This window comes from Bradyrhizobium altum (genome assembly GCF_020889705.1).
GTDB lineage: Bacteria > Pseudomonadota > Alphaproteobacteria > Rhizobiales > Xanthobacteraceae > Bradyrhizobium > Bradyrhizobium altum.
Genome location: NZ_JACMYP010000053.1, coordinates 1 through 22,610, shown reverse-complemented (window position 1 = coordinate 22,610; position 22,610 = coordinate 1). Strand labels below are relative to the sequence as shown.

At 65.2% G+C, this 22,610-nt stretch carries 20 protein-coding genes; 3 read left to right on the top strand and 17 right to left on the bottom strand.

Going from position 1 to position 22,610, the window contains the following annotated elements; genetic code table 11:
* Positions 1–13: 13 nt before the first annotated feature.
* A complete protein-coding gene (locus tag H8B02_RS15935; protein WP_376711668.1) occupies positions 14–2,125 on the bottom strand; it encodes a GumC family protein in 2,112 nt (703 codons plus the stop codon).
* Between the two features lie 277 nt (positions 2,126–2,402).
* Here H8B02_RS15935 and H8B02_RS15930 point away from each other — a divergent pair, with 277 nt between their 5' ends.
* Positions 2,403–3,593, top strand: a complete 1,191-nt coding sequence (locus H8B02_RS15930) for a glycosyltransferase family 4 protein (protein ID WP_229167101.1) — start codon at positions 2,403–2,405, stop codon at positions 3,591–3,593.
* A 15-nt stretch (positions 3,594–3,608) separates the two neighbouring features.
* Positions 3,609–5,165 (top strand): glucosamine inositolphosphorylceramide transferase family protein, encoded by a 1,557-nt coding sequence (locus tag H8B02_RS15925; protein ID WP_229167100.1) that lies wholly within the window; start codon positions 3,609–3,611, stop codon positions 5,163–5,165.
* Between the two features lie 27 nt (positions 5,166–5,192).
* On the opposite strand, the gene H8B02_RS15920 is transcribed toward H8B02_RS15925, so the two are convergent.
* The 13 genes from H8B02_RS15920 to H8B02_RS15865 all read right to left on the bottom strand — a co-directional run bounded on the left by H8B02_RS15920 (position 5,193) and on the right by H8B02_RS15865 (position 17,661).
* Positions 5,193–6,395 carry an ABC transporter substrate-binding protein gene (locus H8B02_RS15920; RefSeq protein ID WP_229167099.1) on the bottom strand — a complete coding sequence of 401 codons (1,203 nt, stop codon included), beginning with the start codon at positions 6,393–6,395 and terminating at the stop codon, positions 5,193–5,195.
* A gap of 53 nt (positions 6,396–6,448) precedes the next feature.
* Positions 6,449–7,150 (bottom strand): SDR family NAD(P)-dependent oxidoreductase, encoded by a 702-nt coding sequence (locus H8B02_RS15915; RefSeq protein WP_229167098.1) that lies wholly within the window; start codon positions 7,148–7,150, stop codon positions 6,449–6,451.
* A gap of 39 nt (positions 7,151–7,189) precedes the next feature.
* Positions 7,190–7,996: a glutathione S-transferase family protein gene (locus tag H8B02_RS15910; RefSeq protein WP_229167097.1), complete on the bottom strand. Its 807-nt coding sequence runs from the start codon at positions 7,994–7,996 to the stop codon at positions 7,190–7,192.
* Between the two features lie 25 nt (positions 7,997–8,021).
* Positions 8,022–9,182: an iron-containing alcohol dehydrogenase gene (locus tag H8B02_RS15905; RefSeq protein ID WP_229167096.1), complete on the bottom strand. Its 1,161-nt coding sequence runs from the start codon at positions 9,180–9,182 to the stop codon at positions 8,022–8,024.
* 42 nt (positions 9,183–9,224) lie between these two features.
* Entirely contained in the window at positions 9,225–9,383 is a 159-nt protein-coding gene (locus tag H8B02_RS48960) for a hypothetical protein (RefSeq protein WP_376711667.1), read from the bottom strand.
* Positions 9,380–9,997: an enoyl-CoA hydratase-related protein gene (locus tag H8B02_RS15900; protein WP_376711666.1), complete on the bottom strand. Its 618-nt coding sequence runs from the start codon at positions 9,995–9,997 to the stop codon at positions 9,380–9,382. Before H8B02_RS15900 ends, H8B02_RS48960 begins: the two co-directional genes overlap by 4 nt.
* Before the next feature lie 11 nt (positions 9,998–10,008).
* A complete protein-coding gene (locus tag H8B02_RS15895; RefSeq protein ID WP_229167095.1) occupies positions 10,009–11,019 on the bottom strand; it encodes an NAD(P)H-dependent flavin oxidoreductase in 1,011 nt (336 codons plus the stop codon).
* Positions 11,020–11,040: 21 nt separating this feature from the next.
* On the bottom strand, positions 11,041–12,228 hold the full coding sequence (locus tag H8B02_RS15890) for an acetyl-CoA C-acyltransferase (RefSeq protein WP_229167094.1): 1,188 nt from the start codon (positions 12,226–12,228) through the stop codon (positions 11,041–11,043).
* Between the two features lie 15 nt (positions 12,229–12,243).
* Positions 12,244–13,374 carry an acyl-CoA dehydrogenase family protein gene (locus tag H8B02_RS15885; RefSeq protein WP_229167093.1) on the bottom strand — a complete coding sequence of 377 codons (1,131 nt, stop codon included), beginning with the start codon at positions 13,372–13,374 and terminating at the stop codon, positions 12,244–12,246.
* 71 nt (positions 13,375–13,445) lie between these two features.
* Positions 13,446–14,627, bottom strand: a complete 1,182-nt coding sequence (locus H8B02_RS15880) for an acyl-CoA dehydrogenase family protein (protein WP_229167092.1) — start codon at positions 14,625–14,627, stop codon at positions 13,446–13,448.
* 12 nt (positions 14,628–14,639) lie between these two features.
* Complete coding sequence (locus tag H8B02_RS15875; RefSeq protein ID WP_229167091.1) at positions 14,640–15,377, bottom strand: SDR family oxidoreductase; 738 nt, start codon at positions 15,375–15,377, stop codon at positions 14,640–14,642.
* 48 nt (positions 15,378–15,425) lie between these two features.
* Positions 15,426–16,973, bottom strand: coding sequence for a class I adenylate-forming enzyme family protein (locus H8B02_RS15870; protein WP_229167090.1), 1,548 nt, complete (start codon positions 16,971–16,973; stop codon positions 15,426–15,428).
* Between the two features lie 49 nt (positions 16,974–17,022).
* The gene (locus tag H8B02_RS15865) at positions 17,023–17,661 is read right to left on the bottom strand and encodes a 2-hydroxychromene-2-carboxylate isomerase (protein WP_229167089.1); all 639 of its coding nucleotides are present in this window, start codon (positions 17,659–17,661) and stop codon (positions 17,023–17,025) included.
* A 208-nt stretch (positions 17,662–17,869) separates the two neighbouring features.
* Between H8B02_RS15865 and H8B02_RS15860 the strand changes: the two genes are divergently transcribed.
* Positions 17,870–18,382, top strand: coding sequence for a winged helix-turn-helix transcriptional regulator (locus H8B02_RS15860; RefSeq protein WP_176529401.1), 513 nt, complete (start codon positions 17,870–17,872; stop codon positions 18,380–18,382).
* 13 nt (positions 18,383–18,395) lie between these two features.
* Here H8B02_RS15860 and H8B02_RS15855 read toward each other — a convergent pair whose 3' ends face one another.
* The 3 genes from H8B02_RS15855 to H8B02_RS15845 form a co-directional block, all read right to left on the bottom strand.
* The gene (locus H8B02_RS15855) at positions 18,396–19,271 is read right to left on the bottom strand and encodes a PhzF family protein (protein ID WP_229167088.1); all 876 of its coding nucleotides are present in this window, start codon (positions 19,269–19,271) and stop codon (positions 18,396–18,398) included.
* Between the two features lie 26 nt (positions 19,272–19,297).
* Positions 19,298–20,341 carry an alpha/beta fold hydrolase gene (locus H8B02_RS15850; RefSeq protein WP_229167087.1) on the bottom strand — a complete coding sequence of 348 codons (1,044 nt, stop codon included), beginning with the start codon at positions 20,339–20,341 and terminating at the stop codon, positions 19,298–19,300.
* 177 nt (positions 20,342–20,518) lie between these two features.
* Positions 20,519–22,610, bottom strand: a 2,092-nt coding sequence (locus tag H8B02_RS15845) for a molybdopterin-dependent oxidoreductase (RefSeq protein ID WP_229167086.1), incomplete at its 5' end; no start/stop codon positions are given.

Below are 22,610 nucleotides of genomic sequence, written 5' to 3'. Positions count from 1 at the left end.
AAAATCTAGACCTTCAGCTTGCCAATCCCAGGGCTTCGCGCTGAGGGTTGCTGACCGCGGCATTGGCCGCCACGCGATTGACGACAAGCGCGATCGGGACCGAACCGAACCTGGACAGATCGGTCCGCGCCTTGCCGATCGCAGCCGGGTTGGCAGCGCCCTCGCGAACCACCAGGATCACCAGGTCGGCTTGGGCGGCCAGCGCGACCGCGGCCGGCTGCGTGGCAAGCGACGATGCGTCGACGATGATCAGGCCGAAATCGGCGCGAATGTCGTCCTGGGGATAGGGCGGCGCCTTGCTGCTGGCGCCGAGCAGTTCGACGACCGACGGCAGATCGGCCTTGATGATCCCCGAGCCTTGCGGCGGCGCGACTTCGGCGCGCCTGGTTTCCATCTCGATCAGGACGCTGAGCATCCCGTTCTTGACGGCGGACCGGTTGAGCGACCGTGCGACGGTGCTGCCGCCCGCACCGGTCTCGACCGACAGCAGCAGCGCCACCTTGCCGTGCTCACCCGGAACCTGCTCGATGTTCTCGATCAGCAATTGAAGATGCGGACTGAGATCGGGCTCGGCCGTCGTCGAAATCGGAGTCTGCCAGACGCTCCTGACGGCATCTGACGACACCATGTTGGGAATCCGGGCCAGCACCGGCAATCCCGGCGGCAGCGCAGATTGCGGCGCGGCCGGGGCCGGTGCCGGTGCGGGCGCCTCGGCGCGGCGAAGCGGCGGAATGCTTTTGATCGGGAGCTGCTTCAGGTCCAGACCGGGCACGGCGACGATCGCCGTCGACGTCAGCAGCGAGACGATCGCGAGCGCGACGAGCAACAGCGGAAGCGGCGGAAGCGTCGAACGCACCGGCGGCGTCGCGGGCGATGCCACCTTGGTCTGCGAGTTCTGAAGCCCGCGCTGCTCGTCGGTCGTCCTGTAGCGCGACAGGAACTGCTCGTAGATATTCTTGTTGGCATCGGCATCGCGCTGCAATTCCTGCAGCTTGACGAGCGCTTGACCGTCGACAAGGATCTGCTGCTCGGCCGCCTTCAACTGGTCTTCGAGCGCCTTCTGCTGGTCGCGCTGCGCCTCGTATTCCGACTTCGCGGTGTCGATGTTCTTCTTGCGCTCGATCTCGATCTGCCGGTTGAGATCGCTCAACTGGCTGAGCGCCATCACGAGGTCGGGATGACGATCGCCAAGCACGCCGCGCTTCTGCGCAATCTGGTCGTTGAGCGCGGAGCGCTGGGCGCGCAGCGCGCTCAGCAGGTCCTGCCTGACCGGCCCGTCGACATTGGCCTTCAGGTCGCGTTGCAGCTGCTCATAGCGCGACTTGGCCTCCTCGGCACGGGCGCGCGCCGCGGCAACCTGCTGCGTCAGGTCGGTGACGCGCAATTGCTGCGTGGTGGATTCCTTGCCGGCGTTGACGATCCGGTGCTCGAGCTTGAACTTGGCAACGGCATCTTCCGATGACCGCAGCCGGTCGTTCAAGGTCTTGAGCCGGCTCTTCAGCCAGTCGGCGGCCTCGTCGGTTGCCACGCTGCGCGTCCCGCGCTGGCTGGCGACGAACGCCTCGGCCACCGCATTGGCGTAGTACGCGGCGCGCTGCGGGCTGTTGGACGTGAACTTGATGGCGATAACATAGGTTAACCCGCGCCTCGAGATATCGAGCCGGTTGCGAAACCGGTCGAGCAGGCGCGTGGCGTCGGTCCTTCCGCCGGCGATGTCGCTGTCCTCTGCGACCTTGAGCTGATCGATCAGCGGCCCGAGAAATCCATCGGATTTGGCGATTTCGACGTAGCTTTGCAGAGCTGCGGCATCTTGACCGATGCCGGGCAGGACGTCCTGGTCGGCGGTCACCCGCTGCTCGCGCGGATCGAGCACGACGAGCGCCGTCGCGGCGTAGCGCGCCGGGATCAACATCAACAGGATCACACCGACCGCGAAGATGACCGCGGCGAGCATCAGGATGCGTTGACCCTTCTCGCGAAAAAAGGCCGCCACACCCGGAATGCTAAGCACGCCCTTGGTGGTTTCCGCGGAGGATTGGCCAGCCGGTACGCCGGCAGTTTCCCACGACGCTGCGGGTTCCGTGACTTCGGAGCGTCTCGGGCCTATGCGGCTACCGAACTTCATGGGTTCTGACTCGAATTCAACTGACAGTACTGCTCCAACGTAAATATCTATGGTTAATCGCCGGTTACCCCCTCTTTGCGTTGCCGTAACCAATTAGTTAACGAGCCGGCTGTACGCTATCTGTGAGATAATAGATCTCGATTGCCGACACATGTCTGATTGCTAAATGAGCAGTAACCTCATCACGCGCTACCCGGTGCACGAGCGCGCGTCGCGTGATAGTTACGCGCGCAAAACTGAAGGGGACGAATCCACTCCTTCAACGGGTGAGGAATCCGTGCTCCAGCACACGCCAAGCACAGAATTGCGCGAGGCATCGACCGCATCACGCGATCGACCGAACGAGAGCAAGCGAAAGCTGCGTGTCGTCCTGGTGCAGACCCAGGCCGAGAACGCCGGCGCGCAGGAGATCTCGCGGCTGCTCGGCGCCGGCCTCACCGCGCGCGGCTATGACGTCGCCAACCTGTTCTTCTTCCGCAAATCGGATTCCTTCGACGAGCCGCCCAATACGTTCTATTGCGCGCAGACCCGTCCGGGAAACCCGGTGGCGCTGCTGCGCATGCTGTGGGCACTCGCCGGTCATCTCAGGACCGTCAAACCCGATGTCGTGCTGACCTTCCAGCACTTCGGCAATGTGATCGGCGGAGGCGTGTCGCGCCTCGTCAGCTGCGCCCCCGTGATCGCCAACCAGGTATCCTCGGCGCTGTCGATGAGCATGCCGGTGCGTGCGGCCGACATCATCATGGGTTCTACCGGTTTCTTCCATTGCATCACGCTGAACTCACGGGACATGGAGCGCGAATATGCGCGCTATCCGGCTCCGTATCGATCGCGCATGAAGCACGTCCCGCACGGCTTCGACGACAAGTCGCACAGCCTGCCGAAGGACGTTGCGCGGCAACAGTTCAAGCTGCCGTCGGACCGTACCCTGCTCGGCTGCGCGGCACGGCTGCACCCGCACAAGCGGCTCGATGCGGCCATTCGCCTGCTGGCTGCCGATCCGTCCTGGCACCTTGCGCTCGCCGGCCAGGGCGCGGATGAAGGGCGGCTGAGGGTCCTGGCGGACGAGCTTGAGGTCGCGGACCGGGTGCACTTCATCGGCGAGATTGCACCGCGCCAGATGGCCGATTTTCTGGCCTGCCTCGACGTCTTCGTATTTCCCACGCAGGCCGAAACCTTCGGCCTTGCCGCGGTCGAAGCCGCGAGCGCGGGCATTCCCTGCGTCGTCAACGACCTCCCCGTGCTGCGCGAGGTGCTGTCCTACCAGGGACAGCCTGCGGCGGTATTCGTGGACGCAGCGAACGAGGCCGAATTCTCGGCCGCCGTGTCGAAGGTCCTGACAGATCGTGTGTTGAGCGACCAGCTGCGGCAAAGCGCCGTGGGTCTGAAGTCGCGTTATTCGTTGGATGCCATGATAGAGGAATACGTCCGCATTCTCGGCGATGCTATGGGAGCGGACGCGCACTAGGAAGTTGGGCTGGCCATGATTATCGAGTTTCGCTGCGACCGCGCGCAGCCGCGGCTCTGGATGTGCCGCGAGTCGCTGCGCATCAACGATCAGGATATTCCCGTTCAAATCATCTGGACCACGACGCCGGAGCCTCGACCCGCCGGCCTCGACATGCTGTTCGAGCTTGAGCGCATCGTCTTGCGCAAGGGCAAGACCGGCGGCGCCGACCGGCTGAAGACGATCCCGGAGCGTCCGCCCGCCGGCAACCCCGACGTGGTGGTCGACTTCACCAGCGCCACGCGGGATCCGAACTGCTCCGCCAAGCTCTATCTCCGTCCACGGTTCAACGGGCACGCGGGGGAGAGTGCGGTACTTTCGGCCATTCTCGCCGGCGATCTGCCGGTGATCGAAATCGTCAACGAGCTCGACGGCTCGGTGATGGACCGCGGTCATCCCTCCGCGGAAATCGCGGCCGGCCTGAGCGGCGGGCTCGAAACGGTGATGGCACGCACGCTGTCGATGCTGCCGCCGATTCTCTCAGGAGCTCCGCGGCTCGTGCCGCAATTGGCTGCTCCTGCTAACAGCGGCGCAGCACCAAATCCCGCGCCCTTTGTCATGCGCGGCGTAGCGACCTCGATCGCAAAGGAAATCTATCGTCTGTGCTGCTACGCGCCGCACTGGCATGTCGGTTGGCGCTTCGCCGGGAACGCGGATATCTGGCGCACCGGCGACCTGTCGGGACCTGCCTGGAACGTGCTCGGCGATCCCGGCAACCACTTTTATGCCGATCCTGTCCCGGTGAAGTGGCAGGGCAAGACCTTCGTGTTCTTCGAGGACCTCGACCACCGGACCGGCAAGGGTATCATTTCCGCGATCGAATTCGACGACCGCGGGCCGATCGGCACGGTGATGCCCGTGCTCGAAGAGCCCTGGCATCTGTCCTACCCGTTCCTGATCGAGGATGGCGGCGAGCTCTGGATGATCCCGGAAAGCACTGCGCACCGGGACGTTCCCATCTACAAATGCATCCGCTTTCCGGACAAGTGGGAGCGGCACTCAACGCTGCTGTCCGGCCTCGAACTTGCCGACGTGACCGTCACGCAGCATAACGGCCTCCACTACATGTTCGGAGCCTGGCGCGATGGCACCGGCGGCTATTCCGACACGCTTGCGATCTATTACGCCGGGCAATTGCTCGGCCCCTGGCAACCGCATGCGGCCAATCCGATCCTGATGGATCGCGCGACCACGCGGCCGGCCGGAAACTTCGTGACCGTCGATGGAAGGCTGTGGCGGCCGGTGCAGGACTGCACCACCGGATACGGCGCGGCGCTCGGACTTGCGGAAGTGCTCGAATTGTCGCCGACGACGTACAAGCAGGCCCTTCGGCATCTGCTCAAGCCCGGGCCGCTATGGAGCGGGCGCAAGCTGCACACCCTCAACCGGTGCGGCCAGCTCGAGGTGATCGACGGCTCGCGGGTGCAGCCGAAGACCACGGCCCTGCTGAACGGGCTGCGGGTAATCGACCGGTCATCGCAGCGGGAATGGCAGAACGCGCTGGCGAAGCCAATCGCACGCCGGCTCCATTAGCGCCTCGTCGGCGATCGACCCCGCGACTCAGTTCGGCTCGGCGCTCAGCACGCCGCCGAACTGCTCCCAGGAACTCCCTGTCCAGCGCTGCAGCTGAAGCTGCGTATAGGCCATGCTGTTGTCGGGCCCGGTGTTGACCGTGATGCCCGGCATCAGCGTCGGCAGCACAAGCCCCTTGATGTTGCGCGCCTGCTTCACGATGTTCTCGCGCGACAGGTCGTCGCCGCACTGCTTCAGCACCTGCTCCAGGATCTGGCCCTGCTGGGTCCCGAACAGATAGTTGCTGTCGCCGATATCGGCACCCGGAAGATACTTCTCGAAGTGGGCGCGATACCATTTGATGCCGGGATCGTCGGCCCATCTCTTGTCGTTCGGATCCTTCGCGATGGTCGCCACGACGACGCCGACCGCCTTGTCCACTCCAGCCGGCACGATGGTCGAGGACACCGAGCTCGACACGTAGTTCACGATGGTGAGCGGCGTCCAGCCGATCTCGCTCGCCTTCTTGATCGCTTGCGCGGCGAATTTCGGCGTGCCCGCGATCAGGAATGCCTGGGCGCCCGACGCCTTCAGCGTCACCACGCGCGATTCAATGGTGGGCTCGGTGACCTCATACGGAGACGTCACCACCTTCTTGTCGAACTCGCCCTTCAGGGTTTCCTTGAACGCGGCCACGAAGTCACGGCCGAGATCGTCGTTCTGGTAGAGGATCGCGATCTTCGCGTCGGGCGCCGTCTGGGCAATGTACCTGGCGTAGATCTTCCCCTCGGTGTTGTAGCTCGGCAGCCCGGTGGTCGTCAGCGGAAACTCGGCGAAGTTCGCAAACTTGGTCACACCGCTGACGACGAAGAGGTGCGGCACTTTCTTCGCGGTCACATATTTGATGGTTGCGCCGATGCCGGGCGTGCCCAGCGGGCTGAACAGGAACGCGACCTCGTCGCTCTCGATCAGCTTGCGGGTCTGCTCCACCGCCTTGGGCGGCGAATAGGCATCGTCATAGGTGATGAGGTTGATCTTGCGGCCGTTGATGCCGCCGCGATCATTGATGGAATGGACGTAGGCGATAAGGCCCTTGCCGGTATTGCTGAGCGGGGATGCCGGGCCGCTGAACGGGAATGTCGCCCCGATCCTGATTTCCGATTCCGAGACGCCCGGCGTTTCGGCGCGGACAGGAGCGGCGGCAATTGCCGCGAGCACCGCAATCGACACAGCAAACGTCTTCAACGACATGAATTCCCCCTGACCTTATGAATTGAACGGCGCTTGCGACCGCCGCGCGGCGTCTACCAGGCTTCGCCGAACGGCCTGATCTCGACGTTGAACGACCACGCGCTGCGGTCCTGATGGGCAACGTGCCAGACCTCGTCCGCAATCGCCCGCGGCTTGATGAAGAAGTCGTCCGGCCGCTCCGGCCAGCGCTTGCGCGTCCATTCCAGGTCGATCACAGCATCGATCACGAGATAGGCGACGTGGACGCCTTGCGGCCCGAGGTCGCGCGCCATCGCCTCGGCCAGAATGCGCTGCGCCGCCTTGGTCGGCGCGAACCCCGCGAAACCGGCCTTGCCGCGCAACGCCGAGGTATTGCCGGTCGCAACGATGGCGCCCTTGCCGGCGCTGATCATCGCCGGAGCAAACCGACGCGCTAGGTACAACAGGCCCATCGTGTTCACCTGGAAGTTGCGATTGAGAATCTGCGGATCGATCTCGCGGAAGGTGCCGAACGCGCCGCCGACGGCGTTGTGGATCACGACGCCGGGGCTGCCGAGATCACGCTCCACGGCCGACGCCACCGTCTCGACCTGCGCGGGATCTGACACATCGCATCGATAGGCCTTGGCGCCCGGAAGCTGCTTCTCGAGCGCGGCGAGGCGCTCCTCGTTCCTGGCGAGAAGTGCGACCCGATAGCCGCCTTCAGCGAACCTCCGGGCAAGCGCCGAGCCGGTGCCGGGCCCAACGCCGGATATCAGACAGACGGGTGCGGTCATGCAGACAATCCTCCGCGTTCCAGCCAACAGTTTTCAAGATCAGGCGGCCGCCTTCGACAGCAGCTTCTCGACATAGGGCTTGAGATCCGGCCTGACATGCTCGTGCTCGACCAGCCGGGCAAAGTGAGCGAACATCAGCGGATATTCATCCCTTACCCCCGGGTGCAGGATTCTCTCCAGCCCCTGCTTGCGCAGTTGCTCGGTCCGCGCATGCTCGTTCATGAACAGCGCGAGTTCGGCGGCAAGGCAGATGTCGGCAATCGAGATGCCGTTCCCGACCAGCGCATCTCGCCGTGGCGACAGTGCCTGCTCAATCCCCGAAGCATAGATTGCGAACGCATCCTTGGCACGGGCATGAATGGCCGCATCGACCGTGCCGCCTGACAGCGCGAGCAGATAGATCTGCGTGTCCCGCGCAAAGACCAGGCTGACGTCGAGAAAGCTGTCGATCCTGGACGCCTCATAGGCGTCACGCCCATAGAGCGGGAACGCCGCCTCGCCGAGCCGCGCCACCGCGCGCATGATGCTGTTCGATTCGAAGATTCCGACCTCGCCGTCGGCGCCGAACGCCGCCGGCACATTGCCGAACGGCTGCGCTGCCATGAACGCATCGGTCTTGAAGAGCTGCGCGCCGGTCAGTCCGACCCGGCCGGTTCGTGCCAGCGAGGCGAGCGCAGCGCGCTCCTGCTCGGCCAGCGGACGGGCATCGTAATCCCACAGCCAGTCGCGCAATTCCTTGCCGGAGGCGCCTCTGACCTCGACGTCGACGCCGCAGAACCGCGCGGCGATGGTTGCCTTCCAGACCCGCGGGTTCGGCAGATAGGAGAAGATGCGCAAGGCGGCCATGGTGGCTGCTCCAGGTGCTGTTGCTTCAGGCGGCCAGCTTCAGGATCTTGACGACGTCGCCCGGCTCGCGGATCGGCTGCGGGTTGGCGCGGGTGAAGATCGACAGCATGGCGTTCCGGCCGATCAGCTCGAAGCGGTCTTCACCGACACCGACATCCGCCAGCCGCCGCGGCAGGCCGAGCTCCGCGATGAAGCCGGCGAACGCTTCGCTTGCGTCGCGGCCGGGCGCACCGAGCGCGGCGGCGATCGATCGCTGGGCCGCTTCCGTCGCGGGGCGGTTGTAGCGCAGCACGCTCGGCATCATCACTGCCGTGCAGAAGTAATGCGGAACGTCGCAGGTGCCGCCGAGCACATGGCCGATGGCGTGGCTCGCACCCATCGGCACCCGCGACTGCAATCCGAAAGCCGACAGCCACGACCCCAATTGGCAATTCAGCCGCGCCGCCTCGTCGCCGGGATTGGCCTTGGTGCACAGCAAGCCATCATGCAGATAGCGCAGTCCCTGCTGACACACCGCATCGACCAGCACGTTGGGCCGGCTCGAGCAGATCGCCTCGATGCCGTGATCCATCGCGCGCGTGCCGGAGCCGAGCCAAAGCTTCTCCGGCGTATATTTGGTGATCGCGGGATCGAGGATGATGCTGCGCGGCATCATCATCGGGTGATTGAAGATCTGCTTCAGCTTGCGGCCGGTGTCGGTGACCAGTGCGCCGGAATTGTACTCGCCGCCCGAAAGCGTGCTGGGAATCGCGATCATCCGGACCTTCGGCGCGCGGAACGGTCCGAACCGGCGGTCCGGCGTGGTCTCGAAGCCGTCGAGCCCCGCCGGTTCGAAGATCGCGTGCTCCATGCACATCAGCACGATCTTCGCCGCATCGACCACCGAGCCGCCGCCGATCGCGACGACGAGGTCCGCCTTGGCCTCGCTCGCCTGCCGCGCGATCTGCGTCACCACGTCCCGCGTCGTGTGCTGCGGCACGCCGTCGAAGGTCGCGGCATGGCGATCGCCGAGCGCTTTACGGATCTTCTCGATCTCGTCGGTCGTGGTGTTCAGCGTACGGCTGGCGATCAGATAGACGCGCTTCGCGCCCAGCCGTTCGGCCTCCTCGCGCAGCGCCTCGGCCGCCGGCTTGCCATAGATCACGGATTCCATGCTGGGATATTGATGGCTGCCGACGACGCCCATGCTTTCCACTCCCTCGATGTATCCGTGAACTCCCCGGCGGCTTCAGGCCGACAGCTTGGTGAAGTCCGGCTGACGCCGTTCGGCGAACGCGGCAAAGGCCTCGCGCGCCTCGGGCGTCGTCAGCCGCTCCTTGAACAACACGCCTTCCTCGGCGATCTGCGCCGCGATCCGCTGCTGCTCCCGCATCAGCTGCTTGGTCATGCTGAGCGAACCGGCCGGCGCCTTGTCAGCGCGACTGCCGCGTCATGCGCCTTCTTGCGCAGATCGGCCTGCGGCACCACGGCATTGGCAAGGCCGGATGCCAGCGCGCCCGCCGCATCCATCGGCTCGCCGAGCGCAAACATCGCATAGGCGCGCGCGTGCCCGATCCTTAAGGGAAGCAGCCAGCTCGACGCTGCCTCCGGCACCAGAGCCAGATTGACGAAGGGCGTGATCAGCCGCGCGGTCTCGGCGACATAGACCAGGTCACAATGCAGCAGCATGGTGGTGCCGACGCCGACCGCATTGCCTTGCACCGCCGCAACCAGCGGCTTGCCGACCTTGCTGATGGTCTCGATGAAGCGATGCGCCGGGCTATCGACCGCGCTGTCGCCGCGCGCCTGGCTCGCGAAATCGGCCAGGTCGTTGCCCGCGGTAAAGCTGTCGCCATCGCCCTGGAACAGGATCACGCGGACGGCTGGATCCGCCTCGGCCTGCTTCAGCGCGTTCGACATCGCGTCATACATGGCGCCGGTCAGCGCGTTCTTCTTCTCGGGCCGCTGCAACGTCAGCGTCATGACGCCGGCAGCGATTTCGACTTTGACATGCTCGGTCATGGCACTCTCCGTCAGGCGACCGCGCGGGCCGCCGTGGTTTCAAATTTGCCGTCGAGGAAGCCGGTCAACCGCTGCCGGATGATCGCTTCGGCCTCGGACATGATGCGGTCGATCAGCTCCTTCACCGTCGGAATGTCGTGAATCAGGCCGACCACCATGCCGCAGCTCCAGGCGCCGGCATCCATCTCGCCGTCGATCATCACCTTCGGGTAAACGCCGGCGACCTGCTCGTGAATGTCCTCGATCTTCAGCCTGGCGCCCTTGTCGCGCTCGATTTCGAGCAGCTCATCGACGCCCTTGTTCTTCAGCACGCGCTCGGTGTTGCGCAGCGCCCGCATCACCAGGCGCGTATCGAGCTCGTCGGCGTCGAGCAGCGCCTGCTTCACATTGGCATGCACCGGCGCTTCCTTGGTCGCGATGAAGCGCGTTCCCATATTCATGCCGGCAGCGCCCATCGACAGCGCCGCGACGAGGCTGCGCGCATCCGCCATGCCGCCCGAGGCCACAAACGGGATTGTCAGCTCGTCCGCCGCGCGCGGCAGCAGGATCATGTTGGGGATGTCATCCTCGCCGGGATGGCCGCCGCACTCGAAGCCGTCGACGCTGACCGCGTCGCAGCCGATCTTCTCGGCCTTCAGCGAATGTCGCACCGAGGTGCATTTGTGGATCACCTTGATGCCGGCCGCCTTGAGCGCCGGCATATACTGTTCCGGGCTGCGGCCCGCGGTCTCCACCGCCTTGACGCCGCCCTCGCGGATAACAGCGATGTATTCGGGATAGGGCGGCGCGGTGAAGCTCGGCAGGAAGGTGAGGTTCACGCCGATCGGCTTGTCGGTCATGTCGCGGCAGCGCGCGATTTCCTTCGCCAGCAGCTCCGGCGTCCGCTGGGTCAGGCCGGTGATGATGCCGAGGCCGCCGGCGTTGGACACCGCGGCCGCCATCTCGGCGAAGCCGACATAGTGCATGCCGCCCTGGATGATCGGATGCTGGATGCCGAACAGTTCAGTGATTGCTGTCTTCACAAGTTTCTCCCGCGTTTCCGATCAGTGGACGATTTCAAACAGGCCTGCCGCACCCATGCCGCCGCCGATGCACATGGTCACCACGCCGTATTTCGCCTTGCGCCGTCGGCCCTCGATCAGGAGGTGGCCGGTGAGCCGCGCCCCGGTCATGCCATAGGGGTGGCCGATCGCGATCGAGCCGCCATTGACGTTCAGCTTGTCCGGATCGATGCCGAGCTTGTCGCGGCAATAGATCACCTGCACCGCGTAGGCCTCGTTGAGCTCCCAAAGATCGATGTCGTCGATCTTCAGATTATGCCGCTTCAACAGCCGCGGGATCGCGGCAACGGGACCGACGCCCATCTCGTCCGGCTCGACGCCGGCGGCGACGAAGCCGCGGAAGATGCCGAGCGGCTTCAGCCCCTTCTGCGCGGCGATCTTGTCGCTCATGATCACGCAGGCCGAGGCACCGTCCGAGAGCTGGCTGGCATTGCCGGCGCTGATGGTCTTGCCCTCGAACACCGGCTTGATCTTGGCGAGGCCGTCCGCAGTGGTATCCGGCCGCGGTCCTTCGTCCTTCGCCAGCGTCACCTGCTGGAAGCTGACTTCCTTGGTGTCCTTGTTGACCACGGCCATCTTGGTCGTGATCGGCACGATCTCGTCGTTGAAGCGGCCGCCCTGCAGCGCGGCGCCGACGCGGCGCTGGCACTCCAGGCTGTACTCGTCCTGCTTGTCGCGGCCGATTCCGTAGCGCTCGGCGACGACTTCGGCGGTCTCCAGCATCGACATGTACATCTCGGGCTTCATCGCCATCAGCTCGTCGTCGACGGCATGGAACCTGTTCATGTGCTCATTTTGCACCAGGCTGATCGACTCGATGCCGCCGCCGATCGCGATCTCGACGCCGTCGAGCATCACCGAACGCGCGGCGACCGCGATCGCCTGCAGCCCGGAAGCGCACTGCCGGTCGATGGTGGTGCCGGCCACCGTGACAGGAAGTCCGGCGCGGATGGCGCCCTTGCGCGCGACATTCATCACCGTGGTGCCTTGCTGCATGGCGCAGCCCATCACCACGTCCTCGACCTCGCCGGGCGCGATGCCGGCGCGCTTGACGGCTTCGGCCATCACGTGGCCGGCCAGGCTCGGGCCGTCGGTGTTGTTGAGTGCGCCGCGATAGGCCTTGCCGACGCCGGTGCGCGCGGTGGAAACGATGACTGCATCCTGTGACATGCTTGCCTCTCTGGCTTATGCGACCGCGTCGAGCTGCGCATAGCGCAGCACGTGATAGGCGGGATCGCCGAACTGGATGTTGATGGAGGAAATCCGCTTGAAGTAGTGGCCGACATTGAGCTCGTCGGTCATGCCCATGCCGCCGTGCAGCTGCACCGCCTGGTCGGCCACGAACTTGCCGGCATAACCGATCTTGGATTTGGCGCCCGAGGCGAGCCGGGAGATGCCGGCCTCATCGTCGCTGAGGCTGAGGCTGAGATGCTGCATCAGGGACAGCGCCTCCTGATGCGCGATGAACATGTCGACCATCCGGTGCTGCAGCACCTGGAAGCTGCCGATCGTGACGCCGAACTGCTTGCGCGTCTTGGAGTAATCCAGTGTCGCGTCGTTCAGCTCGCCGATAGCGCCGACAGCCTCGGCACAGAGCGCGCCGATGGCCCGGTTGCGGCAGGCCTCCAGCGCGGCGACGCCCTCGCCTTCCCGGCCGAGCAATTCTCCGCGCACGCCGCGCAGGCTGATCTCGGCCGCCCGGCGCCCATCGATCGTCCTGAAGCTCTGCAGATCGAGATTGGCGGCGCGGCGATCGACCACGAACAGGCTGACGCCGCCGCGATCGTGACGATGGCCCGAGGTGCGGGCGGAGACGATCAGATGATCCGCCCAGGGTGCGGCCAGCACCGCCGTCTTCTCGCCGGTGAGGACGTAGTCGTTGCCGTCGCGGCGCGCTGTCGTTGTGACCGTGGCAAGATCGAAGCGCGAGCCCCTCTCGGTCCACGCCAATGCCCACAGCTTCGATCCAGCGATGATGTCGGCAATGTAAGCCTGCTGCTGCGCGTCAGAGCCTGCCTGATCAAGCAAGCCACCCGCAACGACAACAGTCTCGACGAACGGCTCGACCACGAGATGGCGGCCGAACTCCTGCATGATGATCATGGTCGACAGCGGCCCGCCGCCGAGCCCGCCGCCGGCTTCCGAAAATGGCGCGGCGAGCAGGCCAAGCTCGGCGAACTCGGCCCAATGCTTGCGGCTGAAGCCGTCCTCGCTCGCGACGATCTTGCGGCGCGCGTCGAAGTCATACCGGTCGCGCAGCAGCCGCTGCACGCTGGACCGCAACAATTCCTGCTCTTCCGTGAACTGGATATCCATCCGATCCTCTCGTGCCGCTGCTGCTAAAGCGCGATGAGATGCGCTCTAGGTCTTCGTTTGAGCATCACGCTCTAGAGACCAAGCACCGCCTTCGCGATGATGTTGCGCTGGATCTCGTTCGATCCGCCGTAGATCGAGAGCTTGCGCGAGTTGAGATATTTCTCCGACGCCGTGTGGCCGTAGTCCGGCCCCGGCATGAAGTGATTGGCGCTGACCGGATGCTCGCGGATCGCAAGGCCATCATTGCCGATCGCCCGATGCGTCAGCTCGGTGATATCCTGGAAGATCTCGGTGCCGCGGATCTTGAACAGCGAGGCTGCCGGCCCCGGATCGATGCCACGCGCCATCTGCGCGACGACCCGAAGCTCGGTCGCCTCCAGCGCCAGCACGTCGAGCTCGACGCGGGCGATGTCCCTGATGAATTCGAGATGCGCCGGATCGTCTTCCGGGATCTCGGCCTTCACGATCTTCTTCAGCCGCGCGATATAGCGCGTCGAGCGGCCGATGCCGGCCATGCTGGTGCGCTCGTTGCCGAGCAGGAATTTCGCGTAAGTCCAGCCCTTGTTCTCCTCACCGATCAGGTTCTCGGCGGGGACGCGGACGTTCTCCAGGAAGACGTCGTTGACCTCGTGCGAGCCGTCGATGGTGATGATCGGGCGCACCGTCACGCCCGGCGACTTCATGTCGATCAGGAGAAACGAGATGCCGGATTGCGGCTTGGCCGCCGGATCGGTACGAACCAGGCAGAAGATCCAGTCGGCATGCTGCGCCAGCGTGGTCCAGGTCTTGTGCCCGTTGACGATGTAGTGGTCGCCGTCGCGCACTGCCTTGGTGCGAACGGTGGCGAGGTCGGAGCCGGAGCCCGGCTCCGAATAGCCCTGGCACCACCAGTCCTCGCCGGACAGGATGCGCGGCAAGAACTTCGCCTTCTGCGCATCGTTGCCGAAGGTATAGATGACGGGGCCGACCATGGTGACGCTGAACGCCAGCGGCGGCATCGTGCCGGCGCGCGTCGTCTCCTGCTCGAAGATGAAGCGGCGGGTGATCGACCAGCCGGGCCCGCCATATTCCCTGGGCCAGAGCGGCGCGATCCAGCCCTTGTTGTGCAGGATGCGATGCCACAGCAGCATCTGCTCCTTGGAGAGATCGGTCTCCGGATTGGGGACGCGCATCTCCGCCGGGTAGTTGTCCTTGATGAAGGCGCGGACTTCGTCGCGAAACGCCGCGTCTTCAGGGGATAGCGCGAGCTCCATCTGTGATGCTCCCTACCACTTCTCGCCGAAGGGCCGGATTTCCAGCTCGAAGGTCCAGGCGCTCTTCGGCTGCTGGTAGAGCTGCCAGTAGGACGTGGCGACCGAAGCGGGCGGCATCAAAAGGTCGGGATTGTCGAGCGCGTTCGGGCCGAGCGCCTCGATGCGGCGCTGCCGCACCCATTCGGTGTCGACGCCGGAATCGATGATCAGATGCGCGACGTGGATGTTCTTCGGTCCCAGCTCGCGCGCCATCGCCTGCGCCACGGCGCGCAGGCCGAACTTCGCACTAGCAAAGGCGGCATAGCCGCTGCCGCCGCGCAACGACGCGGTCGCGCCGGTGAAGAAGATGTTGCCCTCTCCACGCGCCATCATCAGCCGCGCCGCCTCGCGCCCCGCGAGGAAGCCGGAGTAGCAGGCCATCTCCCAGACCTTGCGGAACACGCGCTCGGTGGTCTCCAGGATCGGGAAATTGACGTTGGCGCCGATGTTGAAGATGCAGACATCCAGCGGCGCATGCTTGTCGGCGTCGTTGAGGAAGGAGATGATCTCCTCCTCCTTGCGCGCATCGAGTGAGCGCGCATGGATCTCGCCGCCGGCGGCCTCGATCTCCTTGACCAGCGGCGCGAGCTTGTCGCCGTTGCGGCGACCGGCGAAGACCGTGAAGCCTTCGGAGGCGAACTTTTTGGCGATCTCGCCGCCGATGAAATCACCGGCACCAATGACGGCGACCGTCTTGTTTCTCTTCTGCATGGTGTACTCCGGTCTTGTTTGAGTGAACTGGCTTGCGGCGGCTCAGCCTCAGCTGCGCAGCGACTCCGCAAGCTTGTGCTTCAGGAGCTTGCCCGTCGATGTCGCGGGCAGCGCGTCCATCAGGATAATCTCGGATGGGCGCTTGTACGAGGTGAGTTGCGGGGCAATATGGGCCATCAGGTCCTGCACGGTGGCCGCCGAACCCTTGATCAGCTGCACAAACGCAATGATTTCCTCATTGCCCTCGACCGGCCGGCCGACCACGGCGCACTGCACAACGGCGTCGTGCGTGCTCAGCACCGCCTCGATCTCGGCCGGATAGACGTTGAACCCGGAGCGGATGATCATCTCCTTGGTGCGCCCGACGATGTAGAGGACGTCATTCTCGAAGCGCGCCAGATCGCCGGTGTTGAACCAGCCGTCGGGGTCGATCGCCTTGGCGGTCAGATCAGGCGCGCGGTAATAGCCGCGCATCACGTTCGGGCCGCGAACATGCAGCTCGCCGACTTCGCCGGATGCAACCGGCTTCAGGTCGCGGCTGACCAGCTTTGCTTCGAGGCCAGGCATCACGGTGCCGACCGCGTGGTCGGCTCGCGGGTTATCGGGTCGGACGCCGGAGATGCCGGGCGAGCATTCGGTGATGCCATAGCCGTTGAGCAGCGGCAGCCCGAGCTCCTGCTCGACCCGGGATTTGAGATCGAGATCGAGCGGCGCGCCGGCCACCGAGATCACGCGCAACCGGCCGCGATCGAGCTTCGGCAGGCCGGCATTGCGTCGGTATTCGAGCAGACGCTGATAGGTCGCGGGCACGCCGTTCAGGATCGTGATGCCCTCCTCGGCCATCGCCCTGACCAGCGCGGCTGGATCGTATTTGGCAACCAGGCGCACGGTGGCGCCGACCATCAGGGTCATGGTCAGCAGCGAGATGCCGACGATATGCGAGATCGGCAGCACGCAATATTGCACGTCGTCGGCCGCCATCTTGCGGAAGCCCGCGGTGCCCCGGGCGCTGAACAGGAGATTGCGATGGGTCAGCATCACGCCCTTCGGCGTACCGGTGGTGCCGGACGTGTAGATCAGGACCGCGACCTGGTTTGCGCCGTCGGCCTCGACCGGCTCGGCCGTGGTCGCTAAGTTCAGGCCGGTGACGGCAACGCCACGGAGCGGGCCGACATCCTGCACGGCCGCCTCATAGCGCGCGGCATGGATGGCCGCCTCTTGCGAGACTTCAGCAGTCAGCAACACGCGGCGGGCGCCGCTGTGATCCCTGATCTGATCCAGCTCGCGCGGCGACAGCCGTGGATTGACCACGATTGACCAGACATCGAGCCGGCTCGCCGCCAGCAGCAGGCAGGCCAGCGGAATCGAATTCTCGCTCACGATCATCATGCGGTCGCCGGCGCGGATGCCGAGCGCCTGCAGTGCCTCGGCGACGCGGCCGACCGTTCGATCGAGCTCGCGATAGGTCAGCCGCCCCTTGTCGTCGATCAGCGCCGGATGATCCGGCGTCGCCGCGACGTGGTGATCGATCACCTCGTGGAGGCGGTTCGGCAAGCCTTCCACACTTCCTTCGATAATCCGGATCGGCGCCTGCACTCAAACCTCCCTGTCGCTGCCCTTCGGGCTTGTGTTGAGGAATTTCCGCTCAGGCGGTCTTGCGCTGCCCCGCAGCCAGCTGCGCGACGATCTCTTCCTCGACTTCGCGCACCTTGTCCTTGCCGAAGAAGATCTCGTTGCCGACATAGAACGTCGGCGATCCGAACGAGCCGCGCGCGACCGCATCGCTGGTGTTGTCGATCAGCTTCTTCTTGACGTCATCCTGCTGGGCGCGGGCGATGAGACGATCGATATCGATACCCGAGGACAGGAATGCCTCGCGGAAGACCTGCGGGTCGTCCATCTTCTTGGGTTCGACCCACATGTGGTTGTAGGCAGCCCGGAAATAGGGCTCGAACACGCTCTCGAACTGCGCGGCCACCGCGCCGCGCATCAGCGCCAGCGTATTCACCGGAAAGAACGGGTTCATGGTGAACTTCGTGACGTTGTGACGGCGCAGGAAGCGCTCCGTCTCGAGCGCGTTGTATTCGGGCTTGTTCTTGATCCCGCGCAGCGACTCGCCGGGCGACATGTTGCCGGTCGCCTTGTAGACGCCGCCGAGCAGCACCGGGATATAGTCGAACTTGACGCCGGTGCGCTTCTCGATCCCGGGCAGCGCAAGTTCGGCGAGATAGGCGTTCGGGCTTCCGAAATCGAAATGGAATTCGACCTTGAGCGGAGCAGCCATGGAACGCCCTTCCCTTCGATGGGCGGCAATCGCCTGTTGCCGCCGGTTGATCGTGGTCCGGACCATAAGTTCTATTTTAGAACTGTCAATATGATATTTGTCATCCAATGACCGTACGGCAGCCACCACGTTGGCATCCTATTGAAATGACGTCAGTTCTGTTTTAGAATTTTATGTGCGATGCCGACGCAGATCGCAGGAGACGCCGATGAAATGGGATACCCTCGAGGAGGAGCCGTGCTCGCTGGCCCGCACCGTCGCTGTGATCGGCGACCGCTGGAGCCTGTTGATCCTGCGCGAATGTTTCCTGCGCATCCGACGGTTCGATGACTTCCAGGCATCGCTCGGAATCACCCGGCACCTGCTCGCAGACCGGCTGAAGAAGCTGGTGCGCTTCGGCGTGCTGCGCAAGATTCCCTATCAGGAAGCGCCGAAGCGCTACGAATACATCCTGACGCAGAAGGGTCTCGATCTCTATCCGATCATCATGTCGATCGTGCACTGGGGCAACGTCCACATGGTCGACGCCCGCGGCCGGCCGTTGCTGCACGAACACAAGACCTGCGGGAAGATGTTCGACCCTGTCATGGTGTGCTCGGAATGCGGCGAGCCGCTGAGCGCGAAGGCGGTCCATGTGCATCCGGGCCCCGGCGCTCGGAAATCGTCGCCGGTGCACGCCAGCGCGCGGGAGCGCGCCAAGCGCGCCGCGGAATCGACCTAAAGATCAGCTCATTTCAGTGTGACGGCGCGGCCATCAACACGACATTGCCGCCGAGCAGGCAACCGACGGGACGGCCGCCGGCAAAGCCGATGCGGACGCGGATCTCCGACAGACGCCCCATCGCCCGGCCCTGCAGGATTCGAATCTCCGCGTCGTTCGGCGCGACCAGGCCGTTGTCGAGCAGGCCGAACGCCAGCGCCGCGGCCGCAATGCCGGTTGCGGCATCCTCGCGATAACCGGACGAGCGCGGGAATTGCCGCGCCTCGAACAGACGCGCCTCGCGGTCGATCACCGCGAACGGATAGAGCCCGGTCGAGCCGATCCGGCCGCAGACCGCTTCGACGGCCTCGGCCGCGGGATCAAGCGCATTCAGCGCTTCGGGCGAGCGCATCGGAATCAGCGTCTTGATCCGCGACGTGACGGCGTTGCAGGGCGTCGCCCGGCCGATCGCATCCGGCCTGACCGCGAGCGCCCGCAGCACATCGTCGCGTTGCACATCGGTGAGCGGAACGGTCTTGCCGGCCGGCTGGGTGATCTGGACACCCGGCTCGCCGTTGCGATCACGGCTGATGAAGCCGGTGACGGGACCGCTGCGCGTCGAGATCCGGATCGTGTCGCCGGACAGCTTTCCATGGCGCGCCAGCAGCCAGAGCGCACCGATGGTCGCGTGGCCGCACATCTCCATTTCGTGGTTCGGAACGAAGAAGCGGAACGTGGCGTCGAAATCGTCACTCTGCGCCGGCAGCACGAAGCCGGACTCGTGACCATGGCGGCGGGCAACGTCCTGCATCTGGGATGCACTCATGCCGCTTGCATCGACCACGATCGGACAGGGATTGCCGCCCTGCCCGTCCACCGTGAACACGCTGATCATTTCGGCTGTCGTCATGATGCCGTCCGCTTGTCTCGCCGTTGCTACTTGACCAGCGTCGCGCCGGTCTCGGGATGCTGCAGCCAGCCGAGCAGCGCCTCGTGGAAGCGCGCCGGCGCCTGGATCTGCGGCGAATGGCCGAGGTCGGGGAATTCGATCAGCTGCGCATGCGGGATCCGCTTCGCGGCCTCCTTGCCGAGCACCGGGTAGTTGCCGAGCATCTTGCGAATCTCGGGCGGCGCGGTGTCCTTGCCGATCGCGGTGGTGTCCTTGTCGCCGACAAACAGCAGCGTCGGCGGCTTGATCTGCTCGAATTCGTAGAACACCGGCTGGGTCGCGATCATGTCGTAGAGCCGCGCCGAGCTCGACGCCACGGCGGCACGGCCCTCCCCGCGATACATGCCGGCCAGCATCTGCACCCATGTCTCATAGGACGGATCCCAGGTGTCGGCGTAATAGGTGGCGCGTTCATAGGCCCGGATGCTGTCCGCGGTGACGCGGGTCTCGCGCTGCATCCAGCCGTCGAGGCTGAGCCACGGCACGCCCTTGGCCTTCCAGTCCTCCAGCCCGATCGGATCGACCAGCACCAGGTGGTCGGTGGCGTCCGGGTACATCAGCGCGTAGCGCATCGCGAGCATGCCGCCGGTCGAATGGCCGACCATGATCGAGTGTTCGATCCCAAGCGAAGCCAGCAGCGCGCGGCTGTTGCCGGCGAGCTGCTGGAAGGTGAACTGATAGCGTTCCGGTTTGCTGGATTTGCAGAAGCCGATCTGATCCATCGCGATCACGCGATAGCCGGCGCCGCTGAGCGCCTTGATGGTGCCGTCCCAGGTCGCGGCACAGAAATTCTTGCCGTGCAGCAGCACCGCGGTCTGGCCGTTCGGCGTCGCCGGCTTGACATCGAGATAGGCCATGTCGAGCTGCTGCCCCTGCGAGCTGAAGCGATAATGCTCGACCGGATAGGGATAGTCGAAGCCCTGCAATTCCGGCCCATAGGCCGGCTCGGCGGCCGATTGCGCCCATGCGCTGGACGAAGCAAGCGCGACGGTCGCAGCGACGGCAAGATGAAGCAGGGCTTTCAGGTGCATCTCAGCAAATCCAGAACTCAGGGACGATCTCGTGATGCCGTAGCCGAACGGATCGGCGCCATCCAGCGGCCGACCGATGATTTGTTCGTGATCTCCGCGCAAACGCTACGCGTTTGTCGCGAGGGAAAACCGCTTCGCACTTTGCGCTAACGCGGCCCTCCGGGTCCGGATCATGCGCTACGCCGGATCGAACGCCCGGATCGGCGGCAGATTGCCGTTGAAACGCTCCACCTCGACGGTCGTGAGCTGGCCGGTGCAGCCCTGCGCGAACGATGACGTGCCGATGTCACGGGTCAGCACGTTCGGATTGCCGTGGACGCAGAGCGGCGCCTCCTCCTCGGGATCCATCGGGTCGTACCAGGCGCCGGTCGGCAGCTGAACCACGCCGGCCGCGATGCCGTCGGTGACATGCACCGCGGCAAGGCAGGCGCCGCGCGCGTTGAAGATGCGGATGATGTCGCCATCGGCGATACCGCGCGGCTTGGCGTCGCGTGGATTCATGCGCGCGACCTCACGGCCACGATGCTTGGCCTCTTGCGAGTGGCCGCCGAAGTCGAGCTGGCTGTGCAGCCGCGTCACCGGCTGGTTGGCGACGAGGAAGCACGGCGCGCCTGGTGTCGGCGTGTCGGTCTTTTCGAGCCAGACCGGATGGCCCGGACAATCCGCGTCACCGTGATCCGCGATCTTCTGCGAGAAGATCTCGATGCGGCCGCTTCGTGTCGGCAACGGCCGCGCCACCGGGTCCTCGCGGAAGCGGCGCAGCGAGCCGCCGTCGTCGAGATGCTGCGGCACGACCAGGCTGCCGCGCACCCAGAACTCCTCGAAGCTCGGCGCTTCGAGCCCGCGCGCGGCGAGCGCCTTGCGGGTCGGCTCGTAGAGATGCGCCAGCCATTGCCGCGACGTGCGTCCTTCGGTGAATGGCTCGCGGGCCCCTAACCGGTCGGCGAGATCGGCGAATATCTCGTAGTCGTCGCGCGCGAGGCCGAACGGCTCGGCGATCCGGTGCATGGCGACCATCAAGGGATCGTTGCTGGAATAGCCGATGTCTTCGCGCTCCAGCGTCATCGTCGCGGGCAGCACGATGTCGGCGTGACGCGCCGTGGCGGTCCAGGCCAGCTCGTGCACGACAAGCGTATCGAGCCGCGCAAAGGCCTTGCGCAGCCGGTTGAGGTCCTGGTGATGGTGGAACGGATTGCCGCCGGCCCAATAGACGAGGCGGATATCCGGATAGGTGCGCGTCTCGCCATTGTAGCGATAGGTCGTGCCGGGATTGAGCAGCATATCGGCGATGCGCGCCACCGGAATGAAGTCGGCGACGCCGTTGCGGCCCTGCCCGAGCGTCGGTCCCGTCACGTCGTTGACGCGCCGGCCGTAATAGCCGATCGCACCGAGCGAATAGGCATAGCCGCCGCCGGGCAGCCCGATCTGGCCGAGCGCTGCCGCCAGCACCATGCCCATCCACACCGGCTGCTCGCCATGCTCGGCGCGCTGCAACGAATGCGAGACGGTGATCAGCGCCCGCCGCCCGGCAAGCCGGCGCGCGAGTGCCTTGATGGTGCCGGCGTCGATGCCGCAGATCGCTGCGGCCCATTCGGCGCTTTTGGGCACACGATCGCTCTCGCCGACGAGATAGCGCAAAAACACCGGCCAGCCCTCGGTGTAGCGATCGAGGAAGGCCTGATCGTGCAGGCCTTCGCTGACCAGGGTGTGGACGATGCCGAGCATCAGCGCGGTGTCGGTGCCGGGCAATGCCGTCAGCCATTCGGCGCCGGCCTCGACGGGCAGATCGTCGCGCAGCGGACTGACCAGGATGAACTTGCAGCCGCGCCGCTGTGCCGCCGCCATGGCGCCGCGCTCGACATGCTTGCTGATCGAGCCGCCCGCCACCATCGAGTTCTTCAGCGCCATGCCGCCGAACGCCAGCACGATGTCGGTCTCGGCAGCGATCTGCTCCCAGGTGACGTTGCGCTTGGTGATGTCCTCGTAGCCTGTGAGGATCTGCGGAAGCAGCACCGAGGACGCGCCCGAGGAATAGCTGTTCACCGACCGCACATAGCCGCCGAGTGCGACGTTGAGGAAGCGATGCACCTGGCTCTGCGCGTGATGGAAGCGGCCCGCGCTCGACCAGCCATAGGAGCCGCCGAACACCGCGCCGGGGCCGATCGTGTCGCGGATCCGCGTCAATTCGCCGCCGAGCAGATCGAGCGCCTTCTCCCAGCTGACCGAGACGAACTCGTCGCGGCCGCGGCGATCGTCGGGCCCCGGACCG